Annotated in this window: 22 protein-coding genes and 1 riboswitch; of the genes, 7 read left to right on the top strand and 15 right to left on the bottom strand. The window is 61.0% G+C overall.

All coding sequences use genetic code 11. The features are described 5' to 3' along the window. Positions 1 to 152: 152 nt before the first annotated feature. Genes V9L13_RS01000 through cobO form a run of 6 tightly spaced genes read right to left on the bottom strand, consistent with a single transcriptional unit; the run spans position 153 to position 6,146 of the window. Positions 153 to 1,604 carry a cobyric acid synthase gene (locus tag V9L13_RS01000; RefSeq protein ID WP_338801201.1) on the bottom strand — a complete coding sequence of 484 codons (1,452 nt, stop codon included), beginning with the start codon at positions 1,602 to 1,604 and terminating at the stop codon, positions 153 to 155. Continuing rightward, complete coding sequence (gene cobD, locus V9L13_RS00995; protein ID WP_338801200.1) at positions 1,601 to 2,593, bottom strand: threonine-phosphate decarboxylase CobD; 993 nt, start codon at positions 2,591 to 2,593, stop codon at positions 1,601 to 1,603. The genes V9L13_RS01000 and cobD overlap by 4 nt, the downstream gene beginning before the upstream one ends. After that, complete coding sequence (gene cbiB, locus V9L13_RS00990) at positions 2,586 to 3,494, bottom strand: adenosylcobinamide-phosphate synthase CbiB (RefSeq protein ID WP_338801199.1); 909 nt, start codon at positions 3,492 to 3,494, stop codon at positions 2,586 to 2,588. The genes cobD and cbiB overlap by 8 nt, the downstream gene beginning before the upstream one ends. Further along, positions 3,491 to 4,141 carry a 5,6-dimethylbenzimidazole synthase gene (gene bluB, locus V9L13_RS00985; protein ID WP_103521553.1) on the bottom strand — a complete coding sequence of 217 codons (651 nt, stop codon included), beginning with the start codon at positions 4,139 to 4,141 and terminating at the stop codon, positions 3,491 to 3,493. The genes cbiB and bluB overlap by 4 nt, the downstream gene beginning before the upstream one ends. A gap of 47 nt (positions 4,142 to 4,188) precedes the next feature. Continuing rightward, a complete protein-coding gene (locus V9L13_RS00980; protein WP_338801198.1) occupies positions 4,189 to 5,538 on the bottom strand; it encodes a cobyrinate a,c-diamide synthase in 1,350 nt (449 codons plus the stop codon). Next, a complete protein-coding gene (gene cobO, locus V9L13_RS00975; protein ID WP_003223053.1) occupies positions 5,535 to 6,146 on the bottom strand; it encodes a cob(I)yrinic acid a,c-diamide adenosyltransferase in 612 nt (203 codons plus the stop codon). Before cobO ends, V9L13_RS00980 begins: the two co-directional genes overlap by 4 nt. A gap of 80 nt (positions 6,147 to 6,226) precedes the next feature. Beyond that, positions 6,227 to 6,457, bottom strand: a riboswitch (cobalamin riboswitch). A 164-nt stretch (positions 6,458 to 6,621) separates the two neighbouring features. Between cobO and V9L13_RS00970 the strand changes: the two genes are divergently transcribed. Next, complete coding sequence (locus V9L13_RS00970) at positions 6,622 to 7,206, top strand: hypothetical protein (RefSeq protein ID WP_103485439.1); 585 nt, start codon at positions 6,622 to 6,624, stop codon at positions 7,204 to 7,206. A 66-nt stretch (positions 7,207 to 7,272) separates the two neighbouring features. After that, positions 7,273 to 8,586 carry a sorbosone dehydrogenase family protein gene (locus V9L13_RS00965; RefSeq protein ID WP_103521556.1) on the top strand — a complete coding sequence of 438 codons (1,314 nt, stop codon included), beginning with the start codon at positions 7,273 to 7,275 and terminating at the stop codon, positions 8,584 to 8,586. A 129-nt stretch (positions 8,587 to 8,715) separates the two neighbouring features. Here V9L13_RS00965 and V9L13_RS00960 read toward each other — a convergent pair whose 3' ends face one another. The 5 genes from V9L13_RS00960 to V9L13_RS00940 all read right to left on the bottom strand — a co-directional run bounded on the left by V9L13_RS00960 (position 8,716) and on the right by V9L13_RS00940 (position 13,403). Further along, the gene (locus tag V9L13_RS00960) at positions 8,716 to 9,252 is read right to left on the bottom strand and encodes a C40 family peptidase (protein WP_338801197.1); all 537 of its coding nucleotides are present in this window, start codon (positions 9,250 to 9,252) and stop codon (positions 8,716 to 8,718) included. A 220-nt stretch (positions 9,253 to 9,472) separates the two neighbouring features. Continuing rightward, a complete protein-coding gene (locus tag V9L13_RS00955) occupies positions 9,473 to 10,090 on the bottom strand; it encodes an NlpC/P60 family protein (protein ID WP_003223044.1) in 618 nt (205 codons plus the stop codon). 225 nt (positions 10,091 to 10,315) lie between these two features. Further along, positions 10,316 to 11,020: a DnaA regulatory inactivator Hda gene (gene hda / locus V9L13_RS00950; protein ID WP_003223042.1), complete on the bottom strand. Its 705-nt coding sequence runs from the start codon at positions 11,018 to 11,020 to the stop codon at positions 10,316 to 10,318. A gap of 219 nt (positions 11,021 to 11,239) precedes the next feature. Next, positions 11,240 to 12,313 carry an AI-2E family transporter gene (locus V9L13_RS00945; RefSeq protein WP_003223041.1) on the bottom strand — a complete coding sequence of 358 codons (1,074 nt, stop codon included), beginning with the start codon at positions 12,311 to 12,313 and terminating at the stop codon, positions 11,240 to 11,242. Between the two features lie 31 nt (positions 12,314 to 12,344). Further along, positions 12,345 to 13,403: a DUF2066 domain-containing protein gene (locus V9L13_RS00940; protein ID WP_338801196.1), complete on the bottom strand. Its 1,059-nt coding sequence runs from the start codon at positions 13,401 to 13,403 to the stop codon at positions 12,345 to 12,347. 374 nt (positions 13,404 to 13,777) lie between these two features. Between V9L13_RS00940 and purM the strand changes: the two genes are divergently transcribed. From purM to V9L13_RS00925, 3 genes are read left to right on the top strand one after another with little or no spacing between them, the layout of a single operon-like run. After that, a complete protein-coding gene (gene purM / locus V9L13_RS00935; protein WP_338801195.1) occupies positions 13,778 to 14,836 on the top strand; it encodes a phosphoribosylformylglycinamidine cyclo-ligase in 1,059 nt (352 codons plus the stop codon). Continuing rightward, positions 14,836 to 15,483: a phosphoribosylglycinamide formyltransferase gene (gene purN, locus V9L13_RS00930; protein WP_338801194.1), complete on the top strand. Its 648-nt coding sequence runs from the start codon at positions 14,836 to 14,838 to the stop codon at positions 15,481 to 15,483. The genes purM and purN overlap by 1 nt, the downstream gene beginning before the upstream one ends. Positions 15,484 to 15,491: 8 nt before the next feature. Further along, a complete protein-coding gene (locus V9L13_RS00925; RefSeq protein ID WP_045122349.1) occupies positions 15,492 to 16,205 on the top strand; it encodes a DUF3108 domain-containing protein in 714 nt (237 codons plus the stop codon). Positions 16,206 to 16,399: 194 nt separating this feature from the next. On the opposite strand, the gene V9L13_RS00920 is transcribed toward V9L13_RS00925, so the two are convergent. Beyond that, the gene (locus V9L13_RS00920; RefSeq protein WP_338801193.1) at positions 16,400 to 18,025 is read right to left on the bottom strand and encodes a methyl-accepting chemotaxis protein; all 1,626 of its coding nucleotides are present in this window, start codon (positions 18,023 to 18,025) and stop codon (positions 16,400 to 16,402) included. A gap of 138 nt (positions 18,026 to 18,163) precedes the next feature. Next, a complete protein-coding gene (locus V9L13_RS00915; RefSeq protein WP_338801192.1) occupies positions 18,164 to 19,186 on the bottom strand; it encodes an amidohydrolase family protein in 1,023 nt (340 codons plus the stop codon). A 152-nt stretch (positions 19,187 to 19,338) separates the two neighbouring features. On the opposite strand from V9L13_RS00915, the gene V9L13_RS00910 reads away from it, so the two are divergent. Further along, positions 19,339 to 19,755, top strand: a complete 417-nt coding sequence (locus V9L13_RS00910) for an OsmC family protein (protein ID WP_003223035.1) — start codon at positions 19,339 to 19,341, stop codon at positions 19,753 to 19,755. Between the two features lie 61 nt (positions 19,756 to 19,816). Further along, the gene (locus V9L13_RS00905; protein WP_201138362.1) at positions 19,817 to 20,680 is read left to right on the top strand and encodes a pirin family protein; all 864 of its coding nucleotides are present in this window, start codon (positions 19,817 to 19,819) and stop codon (positions 20,678 to 20,680) included. 142 nt (positions 20,681 to 20,822) lie between these two features. On the opposite strand, the gene V9L13_RS00900 is transcribed toward V9L13_RS00905, so the two are convergent. Together V9L13_RS00900 and htpG are read right to left on the bottom strand one after the other, a co-directional pair. Next, positions 20,823 to 21,551: a dienelactone hydrolase family protein gene (locus V9L13_RS00900; protein ID WP_338801190.1), complete on the bottom strand. Its 729-nt coding sequence runs from the start codon at positions 21,549 to 21,551 to the stop codon at positions 20,823 to 20,825. A 67-nt stretch (positions 21,552 to 21,618) separates the two neighbouring features. Further along, the gene (htpG, locus tag V9L13_RS00895) at positions 21,619 to 23,523 is read right to left on the bottom strand and encodes a molecular chaperone HtpG (RefSeq protein ID WP_338801189.1); all 1,905 of its coding nucleotides are present in this window, start codon (positions 23,521 to 23,523) and stop codon (positions 21,619 to 21,621) included. Positions 23,524 to 23,589: the final 66 nt, after the last annotated feature.

The following is a 23,589-nucleotide window of genomic DNA, read 5'->3' as shown; positions in this document are numbered from 1 at the left end:
GCTGAAACACCTCACTCCCCTGTGGAGGATGGAGGTGTCCTGTCATTTATGTATTGAGGCAACCGGCCCCTTCGCGAGCAGGCTCGCTCCCACTTGGGAATGCGTTCCAAAGTGGGAGCGAGCCTGCTCGCGAAGAGGCCGTAACAGCCAGCCTAAATCCCGCAGAGCTGACGCAGCAGCCCGGTATCCAGATGCTGCTCCACCAGATCCGCCAGCCGCTCGATATCGCGCTCGCGCAAGCCGTGGTAATCCACCTCCTGCACATCGCTCAACCCGGCCCAGCGCAGCAACGCGGCACTGGCTTGCGGTGATTCGAACAAGCCATGCAGATAAGTGCCGAACACCTGCCCATCCAGACTCTGCGCGCCGTCGCAACGACCGTCATCCAGATGCACGGCCGGACTCTCGAGCGCCGGCCCCACCGTCACGCCCGCATGGATTTCATAGCCACTGACCTCGGCGTTTTCCAGCGCCAGATGCCCGCGCACATTGCGCAATTGCTTCTCGGCTTCCAGCGTGGTTTCGAACGCCAGCAAACCCAGTCCGACACTGGATCCCGGCGCGCCTTCCAGGCCCAGCGGATCGTGTACTTGCTCGCCAAGCATTTGCAGACCGCCACAAATCCCCAGCAACTTGCCGCCATAACGCAGGTGCCGATTGATTGCCGCATCCCAGCCATTGGCGCGCAGATACGCGAGGTCGCTGCGCACGCTTTTCGAGCCGGGCAGGATGATCAAGTCGGCAGCCGGAATCGCCTGCCCCGGGCCGATGAATTGCAGATCGACCTGCGGATGCAAACGCAGCGGATCAAAGTCAGTGTGATTGCTGATGCGCGGCAGCACCGGCACCACCACTTTCAGCACTTGCTCGGCCTTGTCGGTCTGGCGCTGGTCGATGCCGTCCTCGGCTTCCAGGTGCAGATCCATCACGTACGGCAGCACGCCGACCACCGGTTTGCCGGTGCGCTGTTCCAGCCAGTCGAGGCCCGGTTGCAGCAAGGCGATGTCACCGCGAAAACGGTTGATGATGAAGCCCTTGACCCGCGCCTGTTCGCTCGGCGACAGCAGTTCAAGCGTGCCGACCAGATGAGCGAAAACGCCGCCGCGATTGATGTCGGCGATCAGCAGCACCGGGCAATCCACCGCTTCGGCAAAGCCCATGTTGGCGATGTCACCGGCACGCAGATTGATCTCGGCCGGCGAGCCAGCGCCTTCGACCATCACCAGCGGATACGCTGCGCTGAGTCGCTGGTGCGACGCGAGCACAGCTTGCATGGCGATGGCTTTGTAGTCGTGATACGCCACCGCGTTCATGCTGGTGACCGCGCGGCCATGGATGATCACCTGCGCGCCGGTGTCGCTGTTGGGCTTGAGCAGCACCGGGTTCATGTCGGTGTGCGGTTCGAGGTGCGCCGCTTGCGCCTGCACCGCCTGCGCTCGACCGATCTCGCCGCCGTCGGCGGTCACTGCACTGTTGAGCGCCATGTTTTGCGGCTTGAACGGCACCACCGCCACACCCTGACGGGTGGCCCAGCGGCACAGCGCCGTCACCAGCGTGCTTTTACCGGCGTCGGACGTGGTGCCTTGCACCATCAGGGTGGTCATTTCGATTCCTTGGCAAAGGCTTGCAGCGCCTGTTCGAGACGCGCTTCTTCAGCGGCGTTGGCCGGCAGGCCGAAACGCAGGCTGCTGTTGTGGGTGAAGATGCGCAGGAGGATGCCGCGTCGGGCCATGAATTCGTGCAGCGCAGGCGCGTGCTCGGTGATCAGCCACTGAAACAACGCGCAACCGCCGTGGGGTTTGAAGCCGTAGCGCTCCAGCAGCAGCGCCAGACGTTCACTGGCTTCATCGCTGCGAATACGTTGCCGGGTGTGCGCTTCGGTGTCTTGCAGACAGGCCTGACCGAGCACCCGTGTCGGCCCGCTGACCGCCCAAGGTCCGACCTGTTCGGCGAGCAATCTGAGCAATTTGCGCTCGGCCAGCACAAAGCCCAGACGCACTCCGGCCAGACCGAAAAACTTGCCGAACGAGCGCAGCACAATCAAACCGATCTGGTGGGTATGCGGCGCCAGACTCAGCTGCGGCGTGTTGTCCATGAACGCTTCATCGACCACCAGCCAGCCGCCACGCTGAGCCAGCCGCGCGTGCCAATCGAGCAGCCGCGCCGGGGTCAGGCTCAGGCCTGTGGGGTTGTTCGGATTGACCACCACCAGCACGTCGAGGCTGTCGAGAAAGAATTCGACTTCCTGCTCCAGCACTTCGCGCACGATGTAACCGCTGCGGCGCCAGGCTTCGGCGTGCTCGGCATAACACGGCGACAACACGCCGACCTTGCCGGCGCGGCGCAAGCGCGGCAGCAACTGGATCGCCATTTGCGAACCGGCCACCGGCAGCACCTGCGAGGCGCCGTAGTAATCGCACGCGGCCTGCTCCAGCCCGTCATCGGTTTCCGGCAAGCGTGCCCAGGCGCGCAACGGAATCTCCGGCACCGCAAATGGCCACGGCGCGAGGCCACTGGACAGGTCGAGCCAGTCAGCCTCGGCAATCCCGTAATCGAGTGCAGCCTTGCGCAGCCGGCCACCGTGCTCAAGCATAGAATTCAGCCCCCACGCAGAGAATCAGCAGCCATAACCATACCCCGCGCTGGACCAATTGCCAGCCGCGATCAATCGAATCGGCATCGGCTGGCGGACCTTCACCCAGTTGTGGACGCTCATGCAGTTCGCCGTGATAGATCGCTGGCCCGCCCAGTTCGACACCCAATGCACCGGCGCCAGCCGCCATCACCGGACCGGCGTTAGGGCTGTCCCATTGCGGCCCCTGATTGCGCCAGCATTGCCAGGCAAGTCGGGTGTTGCCCAGCAGCGCGTAGGTCAGCGCCACCAGCCGTGCCGGAATGTAATTGAGCACGTCGTCGATTTTTGCCGCGCACCAGCCGAAGCGCTCGAAGCGTTCGTTGCGATAGCCCCACATCGCGTCGAGGGTATTGCTCAGGCGATAGAGCACCACCCCCGGCGCGCCGGCCACGACAAACCAGAACAGCGCGGCGAACACCGCGTCACTGCCGTTTTCCAGCACCGATTCAGTCGCGGCGCGAGCGACGGCGGTGCTGTCCAGTTCGCTGGTCTGGCGACTGACCAGATAGCCGACGCGTTTGCGCGCCTCTTGCAGATCATCAGCGCGCAAGGCCGCGGCTACCGGCGCGACATGCTCACCGAGGCTGCGCATGCCAAGGGCGCAATACAGCGCCAGAATCTCGACGATCCAGCCCACGTACGGTGCCCAGGAAAACGCGGTGGCGAGCAAGGTCAGCGGCAACACGGCGATCACCCACGCAGTGACCCCGTGACTGCGCCAGCCACGCCCGCCCGCATTGAAACGGCGCTCGATGCGCCCGGCAAAATTGCCGAACGCCACCAGCGGATGCCAGCGTTTCGGTTCACCCAGCAGCGCATCCAGCGCGACCGCGGCGACACTCAACAACGCCACACTCATTGACTCACTCCCCAATAATTTTCGTACAGCAACTCATTGAGCGGGCGCGCCTGCGCCCACCCTTCGAGTACCAGCATCGGCGCCGGATAGAATTCCTTGACCGGGCCCAGGCACAACACTGCCAGCGGCTTGGCCCCGGCCGGCAACTGCAGCAGATCGGCCAGTGCCTGCGGTTCGAACAGTGAAACCCAGCCCATGCCCAGTCCTTCGGCGCGGGACGCCAGCCACAAATTCTGGATCGCGCAGGACAGCGAAGCCATGTCCATTTCCGGCAGCGTACGACGACCGAAAATGTGTTTTTCGCGATCATCCATCAACGCTGCGACCAGCACTTCGGCGCAGTCGTTGATGCCTTCGACCTTGAGTTTCATGAACTCATCGCTGCGCTCGCCGAGGGCTTCGGCGGTGCGGATGCGTTCTTCTTCGACGAGATGCTGAATCTGCCCGCGCAAGGCGCGATCGCTGATGCGGATGAAGCGCCACGGCTGCATCAGGCCGACGCTGGGCGCCTGATGCGCGGCTTCGAGCAGGCGGCGCAACAGCTCTGGCTCGACCGTGCCGCCAGTGAAGTGGCGCATGTCGCGGCGTTCGGCGATGGCTTTATAGATCGCTGTGCGCTCGGCCTCGGAATATGCGTTGTCGGTCATGGCCTCTTCGCGAGCAAGCTCGCTCCCACATTGGACGGGGTGCTTGCTCAAGAAACGCGATCCCCTGTGGGAGCGAGCTTGCTCGCGAAGGCGACCTTGAGGTCTGGCGCAAATAATGCGGCAATCGCAGTCGGATTCGACGGAAAGTAGAAATGCACGTACGACGCAGTCATCCGCCCCTCCCGATAAACCGCCTCCGCCCCGCGCCCGCCATTCGGACTCAGGCCTCGGGCAATCGGCGTCAGCTCGGTACTGGTCAGGGAATGGTGATAGGTGTGACCGCGCAACGAACCTTCCGGCAAATCCACCGCTTGCAGTGCCAGTGCCGCCAGACGTTTTTGCATCACCGCCTCACCGCGCAGCAGCCCGACCAGTTCGGCACGGGTGCCGTCAACGTCGGTCAACGCGTCGAGCAGATAGAGCATGCCGCCGCATTCGGCGAGCAACGGCTTGCCGGCGGCGTGGTGCGCACGGATCGCGTCGAGCATCGAGGTGTTTTGCGCCAGCGCGACATGGTGCAATTCCGGGTAACCACCGGGCAGATACAGACTGTCGGCCTCGGGCAGTTGGGTATCGCGGATCGGCGAGAAGAAGCTCAACTCGGCGCCCATCGCCCGCAGCAGATCGAGACTGGCGCCATAGGTGAAGGCAAAAGCCTCATCGCGAGCGACAGCAATGCGCACGCCGTCGAGCAGCGGTTCAGCAGGGATCACTTCGGGCGCGGCGAATGCCACGGCCGGTGGCAGCGCTACCTCGCAACTGCTGGCCAAGGCTTCGGCGGCGGCGTCGAGACGCAGATCCAGATCATTCAGTTCACTGGCCTGCACCAGACCGAGATGGCGGCTCGGCAACTCGATCCCGGTTTCCCGGGACAATGCGCCGTACCAGCGCAAACCTTCGGTGAGGCTGCCTTCGAGCAATTGCGCATGACGCAAAGTGCCGACACGGTTGGCCAGCACGCCAGCGAACGGCAGATCCGGCTGATAACGCGCCAGCCCCAGCGCCAACGCGCCAAAGGTCTGGGCCATGGCGGTACCGTCGATCACGCCGAGTACCGGCACGCCGAAATGCCGCGCCAGATCGGCGCTGGACGGCGTGCCGTCGAACAGGCCCATCACGCCTTCGATCAGGATCAGATCGGCTTCGGCGGCGGCTTCCCACAACAGGCGGCGGCTTTCTTGCTCGCCGACCATCCACATGTCCAGTTGATACACCGGCGCACCGCTGGCGCGCTCGAGAATCATCGGGTCGAGAAAGTCCGGGCCGCACTTGAACACGCGCACCTTGCGCCCCTGGTTGCGATGCAAGCGAGCGAGCGCGGCAGTGACGGTGGTCTTGCCCTGACCGGAGGCCGGCGCGGCGATGAGTACCGCCGGGCAGTGACGTGGTTGATTCAAAGTTCGACGCCTTTCTGCGCTTTGATGCCGGCCTGGAAGGCGTGTTTGAGCATGCCCATTTCGGTGACGGTATCGCCCATCTCGATCATTTCCGGCTTGGCCGCGCGACCGGTGACGATCACGTGTTGCATCGGCGGACGCGCCTGCAAGTCACTGAGCACCTGATCCAGATCGAGGTAGCCGTGCTTGAGCGCGATATTCAGCTCGTCCAGCACCACCAGGCCAATCGACGGATCGCGCAGCAACTCGCGGGATACGGCCCACGCGGCTTCGGCGGCGGCGATGTCACGTTGGCGGTCCTGGGTTTCCCAAGTGAAGCCCTCGCCCATCACGTGAAAGCGCACTTGCTCGGGGAAGCGGCGGAAGAACAGTTCTTCGCCCGTGCTGTTGCGACCTTTGATGAACTGCACCACGCCGCACTGCATGCCGTGGCCCATGGCGCGGGCGAGCATGCCGAACGCCGAGCTGCTTTTACCTTTGCCATTGCCGGTCAACACCAGCACCAGGCCGCATTCGTCAGGCGAATTGGCGATGCGTTCGTCGATCACGGCTTTTTTGCGCTGCATACGCGCCAGATGGCGTTCGTCGCGCTCGGGGGAATCGGTCATGGGGGAGCTCTCCGTTGAGGCTGGATAACGGCGGGCAGGCACAAGAATAGACGGCAAAAAGCCTGGCATCGCCCACCGTGATGCCGCTGGATGGATCAGGCCGGTCTCCGGGCTCATGAGCGGCGAATCGCCTGACTGCGCGCCTTCCCGCGTCGTCGACACAGTGGCTCAATGCACAGTTTTCACTCATTTACCGTTGCGGGGGCAGCGCCGGGATCGTGATCGTTCTTCGCCTGAAGACAACCCTCACCGGCTTCCCTGTTTCACTCTGTCGACACAGGTCACAGAGCACCTGAAACAAGCCGCGAAGGTTAGAGGGTTGGGGGTGGAGCGTCAATTAAAGAGGGGGCCCTCGGGCGAATAACTGCCGCCGATCAATTATCTGACGCCAATCTTGTGCCACACTGAGACAAGTGATATCAAAGAGCCATGCTTTTGGTTGAAAAAGCACATCACAACAATAAGGATGATGACGATGCAAGGCATGATCATCAGCAACCCGCGCCTGGAATTCCTGCGCCCGATGCTTGAACGCTGGTTTGACTGTATCGACCGCTACAACGCTGTACGCGGCGACAACGACACCCCTTACTGGCATGACGAGAAAGCCAATCTCGGACTGCTCTCCGCGGCGGCATGGATGGCCGAGCTGGTAACCCTTTGCGATACCGCCACCCGCAAACAGAACGAGGACGGCGAACGCAACGCCCGCGCCGACCTGTTCATCGCCGGGGCCGAAGACCGCGCCTACCTTCAGGCGACCCAGCGCTGGCCGCGAGTCAACAACCTCAACCTGACCCAGGCTCTGCTGGAGATCACCAGCGACGCCAAACGCATCAGTTTTGCCAGCGACCTCAAGCTCGGCTGCCTGTTCGTCGCCCCGCAGAAGGCCCAGCACAGCGCCAGCCCCGAAGAGTTGCAGGACATGGTTGACGACCTGCAAAAGGAACACTGCTGCGCAGTAGCCTGGTATTTCCCCTATGCCTACCGCAAATTGCGCAGCGAAGCGGGCAACTATCACCCGGGCATCGCCGTGCTGTTCAAAGAGGCCCGCGGTTGAGCGGTTGAACCATCGGGTGCGCGCGCTCCTCTATGATTAGGCATGCATTCATAGGGAAGATCAGTAATGCGCAAAACCCAACTCGCTCTCGTCATCGCCCTCGCCGGAGGGCTCGCCGCCTGTGGTGAATCCTCCAGCCTGCAAGTTTCCGACGGCACCGGCCCGTCACCGAAACTGCCTGAACCGAACAAAACCCTGATCCCGACGGTGAACATCGCCCCGGCGATCGGCTGGCCCGCCGGCGGCAAACCGACCGCTGCAGCCGGCACGCAAGTGGCAGCGTTTGCCGAAGGCCTCGACCATCCGCGCTGGCTCTATGTCCTGCCCAACGGCGACGTGCTGGTGGCGGAAACCAACGCCCCACCGAAACCCGATGACAGCACCGGCATTCGTGGCTGGGTGATGAAGAAAGTCATGGGCAAGGCCGGTGCTGGCGTGCCGAGCCCGAACCGCATCACCCTGCTGCGCGACGCCGACCACGATGGCGTGGCCGAAACGCGCACGGTGTTTCTACAAAACCTCAATTCGCCGTTTGGCATGACCCTGGTCGGCAATGACCTGTACGTCGCTGACACCGATCGCCTGCTGCGCTTCCACTACGAACCCGGCGCGACCGAGATCAAGACGCAGCCGATCAAGGTCACCGACCTGCCGGGCGGCACCCTGAACCACCACTGGACCAAGAACGTCATCGCCAGCAAGGACGGCAGCAAGCTTTACGTCACCGTCGGTTCGAACAGCAACGTCGGCGAGAATGGTCTGGATAAAGAAGAAGGTCGCGCAGCGATCTGGGAAGTCGATCGTGCCACCGGCAACCACCGGATTTTCGCCTCGGGCATCCGCAACCCCAACGGTCTTGCCTGGGAACCCACCACGGGTGCGCTGTGGACAGCGGTGAATGAGCGTGACGAAATCGGCAGCGACCTGGTGCCGGACTACATCACCTCGGTCAAGGACGGCGGTTTTTACGGCTGGCCATTCAGCTATTACGGTCAACACGTGGATGTGCGAGTAAAACCGCAGAATCCGGATCTGGTGGCCAAAGCCATCGCCCCGGACTACGCCGTTGGCCCGCACACCGCCTCGCTGGGCCTGACGTTCGCCGATGGCAACAGCCTGCCGGCGCAATTCAAGGAGGGCGCCTTCATCGGCCAGCACGGCTCGTGGAACCGCAAACCGCACAGTGGCTACAAAGTGATTTTCGTACCGTTCGCCGCCGGCAAACCGAACGGACAACCGATCGATGTGCTGACCGGGTTCCTCGACAAGGATGAGAACGCCTTGGGCCGCCCGGTGGGCGTGGTGATCGACCAGCAAGGTGGTTTGCTGGTGGCGGATGATGTGGGGAACAAGGTGTGGCGGGTGTCGTCCGCTAAATAAATCAGGGCCCGACACATAACAAATGTGGGAGCGGGCTTGCTCGCGAAAGCACCAGGTCATTCAACATCATGGGTGAATGACACACCGCATTCGCGAGCAAGCCCGCTCCCACATTTAGATTTTCAACGTTTACGGGTTATGCGCCAGGTGCTCCGGCTGCAACACCCGCTTGGCACTCAGATACGCCTTCTGCCAGTACGCCTTCGACAGGCTGTCCAGCTTCACCGTGCCGCCCGTCGCCGGCGCATGCACGAAACGCCCTTCCCCGACGTAGATCCCCGCATGACTGACCTGCGAGCCGCCGTTGGTGGCGAAGAAGATCAGGTCGCCGGCCTGCAACCCCTCTTTGCCGACATTCGGCGCCTGCATCACGATCATCTCGCGGGTGGAGCGCGGCAACGAGATACCGGCGGCATCGCGGTAGACGAAACCGATCAGGCCACTGCAATCAAACCCGGAGTCTGGTGTGTTGCCGCCCCAGCGATAAGGCGTGCCGACCAGGCCCAGCGCGCGAAACAGCACGTCTTCAGCAGCAGGCGAAAAAGCTTGGGAAGGCCCGAACACCACCGGGGCGCGTACGACGGGCGCAGGCGGCGGAGTGCGGCTGGCACAGGCGCTGAGCAGCGCTGCGAAGAAGATCACTGTGAGGCGGGCCGACATCGTCATAAGCAGAACATCCCGATCTGGCTGCGGCTTTCTCTGCCGAACGGACAGAAACAAAACCGCCTGCGGAGCACGCAGGCGGTTTGCCATCAATATAGATACAGGATTCTAGCGGCTACGCGGCAAACTTCAAGTAAGACTTTAACTTCACCTTGTAAAGTCTAGGTCTACTCCCTGGCCGGGCACCGTTTTTGTCGCCACGGACGTGGCGACAACGGAGGAATTACTTGCGAGCGGTGACCACGGTCGGTGCCATCGCTAGGGCGCGTTTGGCTTCGATGAAGGTCTTGCTCCAGTAGCTGTCACCCAGGCTGTCGATGCGAACACCGCCGCTGCGACGACTGCTGGAGTGGATGAACTGGTTGTCACCCAGGTAGATCCCGGCGTGACTCACACGACCGCGACGACCATTGGTGGCGAAGAACAGCAGATCGCCCGGCTCAAGGTTGCTGCGCGAGACCAGAGGGGCGTCCACGTTGATCATCTCGCGTGTGGAGCGCGGCAGATTCATGCCGGCTTCTTCGCGGAACAGGTAACCGATGAAACCGCTGCAATCGAAACCGGCTTCAGAGGTACCGCCGAAACGGTAACGGGTACCGATCAGGGACATGCCGCGTTCGAGGATGCTGTCGGCCAGAACCGGAAGCTCGTATGGCTTCTTGCCGTTGAAATCGGCGAGTTCTTTTTCGGTGGCCAGCTCTTCCTGATAAATAACGGAAGACTGAGCCGTGGCGGAATTTTTTACCTGTTGAGGCTGCTCTTGAACTGGAGAATGAGCAGCGCAACCGAACAACAGGGTGACGAGTGCGAGAGGCACGAGGGGTGCGAAGCGATTTAGCATGGGCACGACCGTGGCTGAAGTTGTAAAGAAGCCGAGACTATGCCCGCTATCGGCCTCATTTGCAAATTCAATCGATCTTTTTGTGACTTCCCGGTTTCTCGTTTACATCTAAGCGCTTAAGCCCATTTCAATCGATACGCGGTCTGCACACGGTGTGGAAAAGCGGATTTTCTGGCGCCTGAAATATGCCGAAACGTGCTCCAGCCCGCGTATTTCAAGGGCTGGCTACCAGCCGAGGGTTTCTTTCAGGAACGGAATCGTCAGCTTGCGTTGCGCCTGCAACGAGGCCTGATCCAGCTGTTCGAGCAGGTCGAACAATGCACTCATGCTGCGGGTGCCGCGGGTCAGAATAAAGTGTCCGACTTCATCGGTCAGGTGCAGACCGCGACGCGAAGCGCGCAATTGCAGGGCACGCAATTTGTCTTCATCGGAAAGCGGGCGCATCTGGAAGATCAGCGCCAGGGTCAGGCGCGATTTCAGGTCGGCCAGTTTCACCGGCAACTCGCGTGGCGAGGTTGAAGCAGCAATCAGCAAGCGCCGACCGCTGTCACGCAGACGGTTGAACAGATGAAACATCGCCTCTTCCCAGTCTGCCTTGCCGGCAATCACCTGCAAGTCATCCAGGCAGACCAGTTCGTACTGCTCAAGGTTGTCGAGGATTTCGATACCACGATCCATCAGCTCGGCCAGTGGCAGATAAACCGCTGGCTCACCCATCTGCTCGAAACGCAGGCAAGCCGCCTGCAACAGGTGCGTACGCCCTACCCCATGCTTGCCCCACAGGTAGATCAGGCTTTCGGTCCAGCCGGCGTCGGCTTCGCATAGGCGCTCGACATAGCCGAGTGCAGCGGCATTGGCGCCTGGGTAGTAGTTGATGAAGGTGGCGTCGTCACGCAGACGCACACCTAGGGGCAGCTGAATCGGTTTCATGCTGACTGAACAGTTCTCAAGGAACCGTTAGTGGCCTCTGTGTAAAGTTTGCGAAGTTTATACCCGTGAAGCGGAGCGCACAATGCGACAGACCCCAAGCAAAATCAAAGGTTTGCGTTAATGCGCTGGTTTTATGACAGTTTCTCTGACGCACTGCCGTGCGAACCCTGCGCAAAACGCAGGCCAACCCGGCTCAATGCCGGGCCGCCCGCGATCGGATTACAACTCGGGCTCATCTGTCCCGCTGTAGATATCCGAGTCCTTGTACAAATCGTGCACGTGACGCACCAGCACCATGATCACCGCCGCCACCGGCAGTGCCAGCAGGACGCCGGTAAAGCCGAACAGCTCGCCACCGGCCAGGATCGCAAAGATCACCGCCACCGGATGCAGGCCGATCCGGTCGCCCACCAGCAGCGGCGTCAGGACCATGCCTTCCAGGGCTTGGCCGACCATGAACACCGCGACGATCCCGATCATCGGATACAGATCGCCACCGAACTGGAACAGCCCGGCAATCAGCGCCGCGCCAATGCCGATCACAAAGCCCATGTACGGCACGATGGCCGCCAGGCCTGCAATCAGGCCGATCAACAGCCCAAGCTCCAGACCAACAATCATCAGGCCCGCGGCGTAGATCACGCCCAGCGCCAGCATCACCAGCAACTGTCCGCGCACAAACGCGCCGAGCACCTCGTGGCATTCACCCGCCAGCGAGACGATGGTTTCTTCACGATCACGCGGCAGCAGGCTGCGGATCTTGGCCATCATCACATCCCAGTCGCGCAGCAGGTAGAAACTCACCACCGGAATCAGCACAAGATTCGCCAACCAGCCGATCAGCGCCAGACTCGAGGCCGTCGCCTGACTCAACACCACACCGACGATGTCGGTCGTCTGGCCCATGTGCTCGCTGATCGCTGCCTTGACCTTGTCGAACTTCCAGAAGCCGTCCGACAACCCCAGCTTCGACTGCGCCCACGGCAGGGCAGTGTGCTGCAGCCAGTCGAGCATCTGCGGTGCCAGTTCGTACAAGCGCACCAACTGCTTGGCGAGCATCGGCACCAGCACCAAGAGCAACGTCGTGACGATCAGAGTGAACAACGCAAACACCGCGATCACGCCCCAGGTGCGTGACATGCCGAGACGTTCCAGGCGATCCACCAGCGGATCGAACAGATACGCCAGCAGCAGCGCCACCAGGAACGGTGTGAGGATCGGATGCAGCAACCAGACAAACGCGCAAAGCAGGACTACCCCACCGAGCCAGAACCAACGCCGCGAATCGGCCATGTATCACTCCTGCTTCTATATAAGGAAAGACTTACCAGCGAAACCGCAACGAAGGCGCTACCGGTGCAGGCGCCTGAGCCGCAACAGGCGCCGCACCTGCGACGGCTGGCTGCGGCGCTGCCACTGGCGTCGGTGCTTCGGCCGGCAACTCCTGCAACTTCGCCAGCGACAATTGCGAACGCAACTGATCGGCACTGCCGTTGACCCGATACACGATGCGATCACCCTCGACACTTTGCAGACGCACACCGAACGGTTCGAGTAACCGCAGCAGCGTGGCGTAATGCTCAAGATTCATGCCCTGCACTTCCAGCGTCTGTTGACCCGAAGCGCCAGGCTTGGCGACAAATCGCGGCGCCAGACGCTCGGCCACCGCCAGCATCACCGCATCAGCCACCGCGGCCTGATCGGCGCCCTGCACATTACCGGCCTCTTTCTGATCGCCCAGCCATAGATGCCAGCTGGCTTGCCACTGCCCGCCCTGTTCGTGCGCATGCACCGCCAGCAAGGCATCCGCACCGTAACGCTCCGAGGCCCCGCGCAAAGGCGCAGGATCGGTGCCATCGAGCACCGGCGCCGTGGCGACCAATTGCTCACTCAGATCCGCCAGCGGCAAACGCAGCGGCAAGCCACGATGCTGAGCCGCAGAACGCAGGGGTGCAGCCGCAGCCTGACCATCGCCGACCAGACTCGAGCCTTCAGTCGAATCGTTCAGCCACCAGCTCAGAATCGACGGCCGACTCGCCCCCCACAACGAAAGCCCGGCCCGACGCAGCGCCTGCTCGGTGGTGGCCGGATCGAAATCGACTTTCAGCACCTCCGGCGGCCCGGCATCGAAACCGAACTGGCTGATGATCTGCTGCGGGTCCTTGCGAATCGCCGCCAGCCCCGGATTCTGCGGGGCTTTGGGGTCACCGGTCAGACGCAACACCAGCGTATCGAGCGCCGCCTGCGTGGCGCGATCACGCTCTTCCGGGGCCTGACTGCTCACCGGCTGGCGTACTTGATAAAGACCTTTGAGGTTTTCGGCATGACTCGCCAGGCTGACGACCGACAAACAACCCACAACCAACAATTTACAAAAACGCATGGAAAATTCCCGTCGACAGGAGCGGCTGGAACAGGCCGCGTGAACCGGTTAAGCAAGGCTGTGACAATCTGCCATCGCAAAACATTCACACGGCAGCGGTAAGTTTTTGCACAGTGATAACGATAGACGGTTAATCGGCACACCTTATACAGGCAGCCGCCCGGCACAATTGCAAAAAATTTCAGTCGATTATGCCCCTGCCCGTCGGCGCGAGGATGGCCGCTGCCCCTCAAGCCTGATAAAATCGCGCGCCTTCGCAGACCGGCAACAGCCGGGCACCCCGAAATTCGCGTAAGGCCATCGCCCTCTCGATTTCGATGTTCCCGCTGAACTCGGTCGTTACCCCTGAATCCCCTCCCCTAAAGGCCTGGATCATGAGCAAGCAACCCTCCCTGAGCTACAAGGACGCCGGTGTAGACATCGACGCCGGTGAAGCATTGGTCGAACGCATCAAGAGCGTCGCCAAGCGCACTGCGCGCCCGGAAGTCATGGGCGGCCTGGGCGGTTTCGGCGCCCTCTGCGAGATCCCGGCCGGTTACAAACAGCCGGTGCTGGTTTCCGGTACTGATGGCGTCGGCACCAAGCTGCGCCTGGCGCTGAACCTGAACAAGCACGACAGCATCGGCCAGGACCTGGTCGCCATGTGCGTCAACGATCTGGTGGTGTGCGGCGCAGAACCGCTGTTCTTCCTCGACTACTACGCCACCGGCAAGCTGAACGTCGACGTAGCTGCCACCGTGGTCACCGGTATCGGTGCAGGCTGCGAACTGGCTGGCTGCTCCCTGGTCGGCGGCGAAACCGCTGAAATGCCTGGCATGTACGAAGGCGAAGACTACGATCTGGCCGGCTTCTGCGTCGGCGTCGTGGAAAAAGCCGAAATCATCGACGGCTCGAAAGTCGCCACCGGTGATGCGCTGATCGCCCTGCCATCGTCCGGCCCGCACTCCAACGGCTACTCGCTGATCCGCAAGATCATCGAAGTGTCCGGCGCCGACATCGAAAACATCCAGCTCGACGGCAAACCGCTGACCGACCTGCTGATGGCTCCGACCCGCATCTATGTGAAGCCGCTGCTCAAGCTGATCAAAGACACCGGCGCGGTCAAAGCCATGGCCCACATCACTGGCGGCGGCCTGCTGGACAACATCCCTCGCGTTCTGCCAAAAGGCGCTCAGGCCGTGGTTGACGTGGCCAGCTGGACTCGCCCGGCGGTCTTCGACTGGCTGCAAGAGAAAGGCAACGTCGACGAGACCGAAATGCACCGCGTGCTGAACTGCGGCGTGGGCATGGTGATCTGCGTGGCTCAGGAGCACGTTGAAGTGGCCCTGAACACCCTGCGTGACGCCGGCGAACAGCCTTGGGTCATCGGCCAGATCGCTGCCGCTGCCGAAGGCGCTGCACAGGTCGAGCTGAAAAACCTCAAGGCTCACTAATGCCTACCTGTGATGTCGTGGTGCTGTTGTCCGGCACCGGCAGTAACTTGCAGGCTCTGATCGACAGCACGCGGACCGGCGACAGCCCGGTTCGCATCGCTGCGGTGATTTCCAACCGCGCCGACGCCTACGGCCTGCAACGCGCCAGTGACGCGGGTATCGCCACCCGCTCGCTGGATCACAAGGCTTTCGAAGGTCGCGAGGCCTTCGATGCTGCCCTGATCGAACTGATCGGCGAATTCAAACCGAAACTCGTGGTACTGGCCGGCTTCATGCGCATTCTCAGCGCTGATTTCGTGCGTCACTACCAGGGTCGCCTGCTCAATATCCACCCGTCGCTGCTGCCCAAATACAAAGGGTTACACACTCATCAGCGCGCGCTGGAGGCCGGCGATGCCGAGCACGGCTGCTCCGTGCACTTCGTCACCGAGGAACTCGATGGTGGACCACTGGTCGTACAGGCAGTAATACCGGTAGAGTTGCACGACACGCCGCAGACACTTGCGCAGCGAGTGCATGTCCAGGAACACCTGATCTACCCGATGGCCGTACGCTGGTTTGCCGAAGGCCGGCTGGCACTTGGTGAACAAGGTGCTTTACTGGATGGCCAGTTACTCGCGGCCAGCGGCCACTTGATTCGACACTAGGAGATTTTATGCGTCGCGCCCTGCTCTTCGCTTGCGCTCTGTTCGCCCTGCCCTTTGCGCAGGCGGCAGACCTTCAACCGTTCTCCGCCAGCTACACCGCCGACTGGAAACAGTTGCCCATGAGCGGCACCGCCGAACGCAGCCTGACCAAGGAAGCCAACGGCGTCTGGAAACTCAGCTTCAAGGCGTCGATGATGATCGCCAGCCTGACCGAAGAAAGCACCCTGACTCTGGACAAGGACACCCTGCTGCCACAGTCCTACCACTTCGAACGTGGTGGTCTGGGCAAAACCAAGAAAATGGATCTGGACTTCGACTGGAACGCCAAGATGGTCACCGGCACCGATCGCGGCGATCCGGTCAAGGTTGCACTGAACCGTGGCATGGTCGACAAATCCACCTACCAGCTGGCACTGCAGCACGACCTGGCCGCCGGCAAAAAGACCATGAGCTATCAAGTGGTCGATGGCAGCGATGTCGATACCTATGACTTCCGTGTACTGGGTGCCGAGAAAGTCGACACCAAGGCCGGCCAGATCGATGCGATCAAAGTCGAGCGCGTGCGCGACCCGACACAAAGCAAGCGCATCACTGTCCTGTGGTTCGCCAAGGACTGGGATTACCTGCTGGTCCGCCTGCAACAGGTCGAAACCGACGGCAAGGAGTACAACATCATGCTCCAGGACGGTACGGTCAACGGCAAGCCTGTCAAAGGCAGCTGATCCGCCGCTACAACGAAAAGCCCCGCCAATGCGGGGCTTTTTTGTGCCTGCGATTCCCCGAACGACACACAACTACTGTGGGAGCGGGCTTGCTCGCGAAAGCGGTCTGCCAGCTAACGAAGATGTATCTGATACAACGCCTTCGCGAGCAAGCCCGCTCCCACAGGGGGTGAGTGCAATCATCAAGGGTCAGCTCAGACCGAAAACTTGGCCACCATATTGTTCAAATCCACTGCCAGCCGCGACAGCTCCTGGCTCGCCGCACTGGTTTGATTCGCCCCCGCCGACGTCTGCATCGCCAGATCGCGGATGTTCATCAGATTGCGATCCACCTCCCGCGCCACCGCCGCCTGCTCCTCCGAGGCACTGGCGATCACCAGGTTGCGTTCGTTGATCAAGGTGAACGCTGAGGCGATCTCCTCCAACGCCACACCTGCAGCCTTGGCCAGCTCAAGGGTCGAATGCGCACGGATGTTGCTCTGCTGCATGGAGCTCACCGCCGAATCGGTGCCCTGCTGAATGCCACCGATCATTTGCTCGATTTCCTGAGTCGATTGCTGAGTGCGATGCGCCAGCGCCCGCACTTCATCAGCGACCACTGCGAACCCGCGACCAGCATCACCGGCCCGTGCCGCCTCGATCGCCGCGTTCAACGCCAGCAGATTGGTCTGCTCGGCAATCGAGCGGATCACATCGAGCACCTTGCTGATGCCGTGAACCTTCTGCGCCAGATCCTCGACCTGCGCTGCGTTGGATGTGACATCCTCGGCCAGCGATTCGATTGAAGTCACGGTCTGCCGGACCTGCTCGCGCCCATGCTGGGCAATGCGGTCAGACTCGTGTGACGCTTCGGAGGTTGCCACGGCGTTGCTCGCCACCTCTTCCACGGCGGCAGTCATCTGATTGACCGCCGTGGCGGCCTGCTCGATCTCCAGGCTTTGCTGGTGCAGCCCGCGCGTAGCGTCCTCGGTGACGCAGCTCAGCTCTTCCGACGCCGAAGCCAGTTGGCTGGACGACTCGGAAATCTGCCGGATGGTGTCGCGCAGGTTGTGCTGCATGCTTTTCAGCGCCTGCAGCAGTCGCGCCGGCTCGTCCTTCCCGGAAATACTGATATCGCCGGTCAGATCGCCGCCGGCCACCACTTCGGCCACGCCCAGCGACTGCGCCAGAGGCAGGACGATACTGCGGGTCAACAGCAACGCCAGACCGATGGTGATCAGCGCCGTAATACCGATCATCACCCCGACCCACACCCGCGAATTGATAAACACCAGCCGCGCGGCTTCGGTAGCGAGGTTAGCGTTGTGCTTGTTCAGCTCGACCAGCTCCTTCAGGGTCACCGCCATGTCGTCAGCCAAAGGGCTCATCTGACCGTTGAGGATCGTTGCGGCCTCCTCGACACGATTCTGTGCAGACAACTGCATGACCTGCGCCTGCAGCTCCAGATATTTGTGCTCGGCGACCTTGAAGCGATCGAACAGCGTTCGCTCCTCGGGCAATACGATCAGCACGTCATAGCGCTGCTGCGCTTCGCTCAAAACGCCGCGCAGCTCATTGATCTTGGTAACGTTCTGCTCCAGCGCCTGCGGATCGCGATTGAGCAGCAGGCGCATGGTCAGCGCGCGCAGGCGCAGCATGTCCTGACTCATCTCGCCGACCGCCATCACGCTCGGCAGCCAGTTGTTGTCGACCTCATCAGACTGGGCGCGCATGTTCGACATTTGCAGCAGGGCGAACGCCCCCAAGGCAAATACCATCAGCGCCAGTACACCAAAACCCAGGCCGGCACGCGGCGCGATATTGAGACTACGGATGCTCATTACTTTGGTTCCTTCCAAAAGCGCTGCATCAACCCTGCAGCTGGTTGCTTTAGAAGGTATCGGCCCGGCGAAAATTTGCGTAAGACCAAAAGGTGATATCAAAAGGCCTTGATACTTCGAACCCTCGGCATTAACGATTCAGCGCGGTTTCCCGGACTTTGCCGCTGTTCGCGGCAATATCGCCAGGAAATTATCCCGGGCGACCTTACGCGCAATTTCTTCAGGCAAGGCATCAAGGAACGGCGTGAAGCTGCGCATTTCCTGACCGAGCTTGTTGAATCGGCCGACAACATCCGAACCGACCATGAAGCGCTCAGGGTATTTTTCCACCAATGCCAGCCATTCCGCTCGCGGCTTGCCCTGCTCGTCCAGCAAATAAGGGCTGAGCATGCTCCACGACAGATCAATGAACAGGTTCGGGTAGGCCTCAAGCATCCGGCTCACGGTGGGCAGGAGGAATTTCAGCTGCGTCTGGTGCCGATGGATCTCGGCGCTGGTACCGGCGTGAGCCCAGATGAAACGCGTGTGCGGGTGATTACGCAGCGGCTCCTCGATTTCCTTCAGGTACAGCGGATTTCTCTCACGCTTGGAGGTGATATTGGAATGCAGCATCACTGGCAGATCATTTTCCGCTGCCAGGTGATAAATCCGCTTCATCGCTTCGTTATTGGCCCGAGGTGTGTCGCCGGCGGTCAGCGCCGTCAGGTCATCATGGCGGGTGAACACCTCGCCGATGCCCTGCCACAGCCCCGGATACAGGTCGAGCATGCGCTGGATGTGCGCGGCGGAATTCTTGTCGTTGGGGTTGAAGCCCGACAGGAACGGATGAAAGTGCTGACGCTGCTCCGGAGTCAGCTTTTGCACCGCATCGGCAACGATCACATCGGTGGCGCTGTACCAGTAGGCATCGGCATCATCGCCGGCGTAATAGCGCGGACGCTTGGGTTCGTCCTCGTGCCACTTCTTCGCCACGGGAATACCGGAAATCATCACATGGTCGATGGAATTGTCCTGCATGGCCGTGAGCAATTTCGCCATGCCGGCGGTTTCCTGGAAGAAATCCACGTAGTGCAGGTGCGCATCGCTGTAGGTGTAATCGCGGGCGCTGGCGGGGCCGGCAAAGGCCAGCAGGCAGGCAAGACTCAAACGAAACAAGGACACAAGTAATCTCCGGCAGGTAGGCATAGCCTAGACCTTGAGCCGATGACAAGGGTTCATCCTGCAGGAAAGTGGAACGCGCCTCCGTAGGAATGCTCTATAACTGCAAGGTCTTTTTTGATCGCACGACTTTTCCTACTGCCAGTGAGGTTGCCATGACTGTTACCGTCAATACCGTCTCCGCCGAAGGTTTTCGTCACACCGTAAAAATCGATGACCACGAATTGTTTGCCGACGTACCGAAGTCTGCCGGCGGCGAAGGCTCGGCACCCGAGCCACACGACTACTTCGACGCCGCACTCGGTGCCTGCAAGGCCCTGACCCTGAAGATGTACGCGAAGAAGAAAGACATCCCGCTGACCGGCGTGGGGGTAGAGGTCAAACGCGACAACAGCGAAGAGCAGAAAGGCAAATACGTCCTACACGTGACGCTTACCCTCAAGGGTGTCCTCACCGATGCCCAGCGTGAAGAACTGCTGCGCGTGGCCGATCGCTGCCCGATCCACAAACTGATGACCACCACCGACGTCAGCATCGAAACCCACGCCCCACAGGGCTTCGACAGTCAGTAATCTCCCTCATGCCAGCGGCGGGTTATGCTTCTGGCATCACCCGCTCAGCCTGGAATGCACCATGGATACGCAACCACTGATCATCCGCCCGCGCGCCGAAGACGTCGAAGGCCAGCCGATCCTGCGCCCGCTGCCGTCAGCCAAATGTCGCAGCGTCGGGCCTTTCGTGTTTTTCGACCACATGCTCGAGACGGTTTATCCGACGGGCAAAGGCATGAACATCCGACAGCATCCGCACATTGGTCTGTCGACCCTGACCTACCTGTTCGAAGGGCAGATCCAGCACAAGGACAGCCTTGGCTCCGATCAGGTGGTCAGCGCCGGCGATGTCAGCTGGATGACCGCCGGCAGTGCGATTGCCCACGTCGAGCGCACACCCGAGCCGTTGTGGGAGCAAAGCTTCACCATGCACGGCTTGCAGATCTGGCTGGCCTCGCCCAAGGATCACGAGCAAGGCCCGGGACATTACAGCCATCACCCGGCGGCAACCCTGCCGGTCAGCGATAACCTTGGCGTGCAGATTCGGATGATCGCCGGGTCAGGCTTTTGCCTGGAATCGCCGGTGCCGGTGCTTTCTCCTACGCTGTACGCGGAAGTGAAGATGCAGACCGCGACCACATTGCTGATTCCGACCGAGCATGCGGAACGCGCGATTTATGTGTTGAGTGGGGAGGCACAGTTGAATGGCGAGGTGATTGAGCCACATGCACTGGTGGTATTGCCCGCCGGGGAAGAGCTGAGCCTGTCTGCCGAGAGCGATGTGCACGCGGTGGTGTTCGGCGGCGCACCGCTGGACGGGCCACGGCGAATCAACTGGAATTTTGTTGCGAGCGATCCGGCGACGATTGATGAGGCGCGGCGCAAATGGGCGGCCGGGGATTGGCCGACGGTGCCGGGGGAAGTTGAGCGAATCGAACTGCCCTGAGTGTTGTGTCGCGGGTTAGTAAGCCTTCGCGAGCAAGCCCGCTCCCACAGGGGACTTGTGGTGTACTCAGAACTTATACACACCACAATCCCAATGTGGGAGCGGGCTTGCTCGCGAAGAGGCCAGTAAAAGCGCCGAAAAATCAGCCCTTGAACACTTCTTCCAGCAAATCATGCATCGACTTGAACGCACGCTTGGCGGTCTTCGCGTCGTACATCATCTTGCCTGGCACATTGGCATGCGGATCGGTAAACGAGTGCACCGCACCGCCGTAGCTGAGCAACTGCCAATCGACCTTCGCCGCGTTCATCTCATCTTCAAACGCCGGCAATTGCTCTTTCGGCACCAACGGGTCGGAGGCACCGTGCAACACCAGCACCGAGCCCTTGATGTTCTGCGCATCGGCCGGGTTCGGCGAGTCGAGCGTGCCGTGGAACGATACGGCGGCCTTCACTGGCGCACCGGTGCGCGCCAAATCCAGCGCACAGCAACCACCAAAGCAGAAACCGAACACCGCCAACTTCGACGTATCGACTGCCGCTTCACCCTGCTTCTGCAACTGCTCGAACGCGGCCTGCATGCGCTTGCGCAGCAGCGCACGGTCGTTTTTCAGAGGCATCATCGCCGCGCCGGCCTGATCGCCATTCTGCGGACGTACCGCCTGGCCGTACACGTCTGCAATCAAAACCACGTAGCCCTTGGCCGCGACCGACTTGGCGATCTCCTCGGCACCGGCGCTGACGCCCATCCAGTTCGGCGCCATCAACAGGCCCGGGCGCGCGCCCTGGTGCTCGGCGTCGAACGCCAGACGACCTTCATAAGGTTGGCCATCCAGCTGATAGACCACGGAACGTACAGTGACTTGGCTCATTTCTGACTCCTGAATGTTAAACACCAGAATGAAAAAACCCGCCGAAGCGGGTTTTTCTGCAACGTGATTAAACCGACAGTTCAACCAGCAGCTTGTTCAGACGGCGCACATAAGCGGCCGGGTCTTTCAAGCTGTCGCCGGCAGCCAGGGCTGCCTGATCGAAGAGGATGTGCGACAGGTCGCCAAAACGCTCTTCGTTCTGCTCGCCGTCGAGTTTCTCGATCAGCGGGTGGCTCGGGTTGAATTCGAAGATCGGCTTCGAGTCCGGTACTTTCTGCCCGCTGGCTTCGAGAATCTGGCGCATTTGCAGGCCCAGGTCCTGTTCGCCGATCGCCAGAATGGCTGGCGAATCGGTCAGACGGTGAGAGACGCGAACCTCGGCAACGGAATCACCCAGCGCGGTTTTCAGGCGCTCGACCAGACCTTCCTTGGATTTGGCGACTTCTTCTGCGGCTTTCTTGTCCTCTTCCGAGTCCAGGTTGCCCAGATCGAGGTCACCGCGTGCCACGTCGACAAAAGTCTTGCCGTCGAACTCGCTGAGGTAGCTCATCAGCCACTCGTCGATACGGTCGGTCAGCAGCAGCACTTCGATGCCTTTCTTGCGGAAGACTTCCAGGTGCGGGCTGTTCTTGACCTGCGCGTAGGTTTCGCCGGTGAGGTAATAGATCTTGTCCTGACCTTCCTTGGCTCGCGCCAGGTAGTCGGCCAGACCGACGATCTGCTCGCCGTCGTCGCCTTGGGTCGATGCGAAACGCAGCAGACCGGCAATTTTTTCCTTGTTGGCGAAATCTTCTGCCGGGCCTTCTTTCATGACCTGACCGAAGTTTTTCCAGAAGCCCTTGTATTGCTCAGGCTCGTTCTTCGCCAGTTTTTCCAGCATGTCCAGCACGCGCTTGGTCAGCGCCGACTTCATCGAGTCGATGATCGGGTCTTTCTGCAGGATTTCCCGCGACACGTTCAGCGACAGATCGTTGGAATCGACCACGCCTTTGATGAAGCGCAGGTACAGCGGCAGGAACGACTCGGCCTGATCCATCACGAACACGCGCTGCACGTAGAGCTTCAGGCCTTTCGGCGCTTCACGCTGGTACAGATCGAACGGCGCGCGGGCCGGCACGTACAGCAGCGAGCTGTACTCGAGCTTGCCTTCGACCTTGTTGTGGCTCCAGGCCAGCGGGTTTTCGAAGTCGTGAGCGATGTGCTTGTAGAACTCCTGGTATTCCTCGTCCTTCACTTCAGTGCGCGGACGGGTCCACAGGGCGCTGGCGCGGTTGACGGTTTCCCATTCAACGGCTGGCTTCTCTTCACCTTCGGTGGCAGTGACTTCTTTCGGCAGCTCGATCGGCAGCGCGATGTGGTCGGAGTATTTCTTGATGATGTTGCGCAGGCGCCAGCCATCGGCGAACTCGTCTTCAGCGGCTTTCAGGTGCAGGACGATGCGGGTGCCGCGCTCTGGCTTGTCGATAGTGGCGACTTCAAACTCGCCCTCGCCTTTCGACGACCAATGCACGCCTTCGCTGGCAGGAATGCCGGCGCGACGGCTGTACACGTCGACTTGGTCAGCCACGATGAAGGCCGAGTAGAAGCCGACACCGAACTGGCCGATCAGGTGCGAATCTTTCTTCTGATCGCCCGAGAGATTCTTCATGAAATCGGCGGTGCCCGACTTGGCGATGGTCCCCAGGTGGGTGATCACATCGTCACGGTTCATGCCGATACCGTTGTCTTCGAGCGTGACGGTCTTGGCGTCCTTGTCGAAGCTCACACGGATTTTCAGTTCAGCGCCACCTTCGAGCAACTCAGGCTTGGCCAGGGCTTCGAAGCGTAGCTTGTCGACAGCGTCAGAGGCGTTCGAGATCAATTCGCGAAGGAAGATTTCCTTGTTGGAATACAGCGAATGGATCATGAGGTGCAGCAGCTGCTTTACCTCGGTCTGGAAGCCCAGGGTTTCCTTTTGAGTTTCCACACTCATGGTCATCAAACTCCAATCAGATGGCATTGGCCGCAACCCAGATGGTCGGCGGCGGGTTGTTCACTG

It is taken from the genome of Pseudomonas sp. RSB 5.4, assembly GCF_037126175.1.
Classification (GTDB): Bacteria; Pseudomonadota; Gammaproteobacteria; order Pseudomonadales; family Pseudomonadaceae; genus Aquipseudomonas; species Aquipseudomonas fluorescens_H.
The sequence above is the reverse complement of the archived record's forward strand: the minus strand, read 5'-3'. Positions and strand labels throughout refer to the sequence as shown.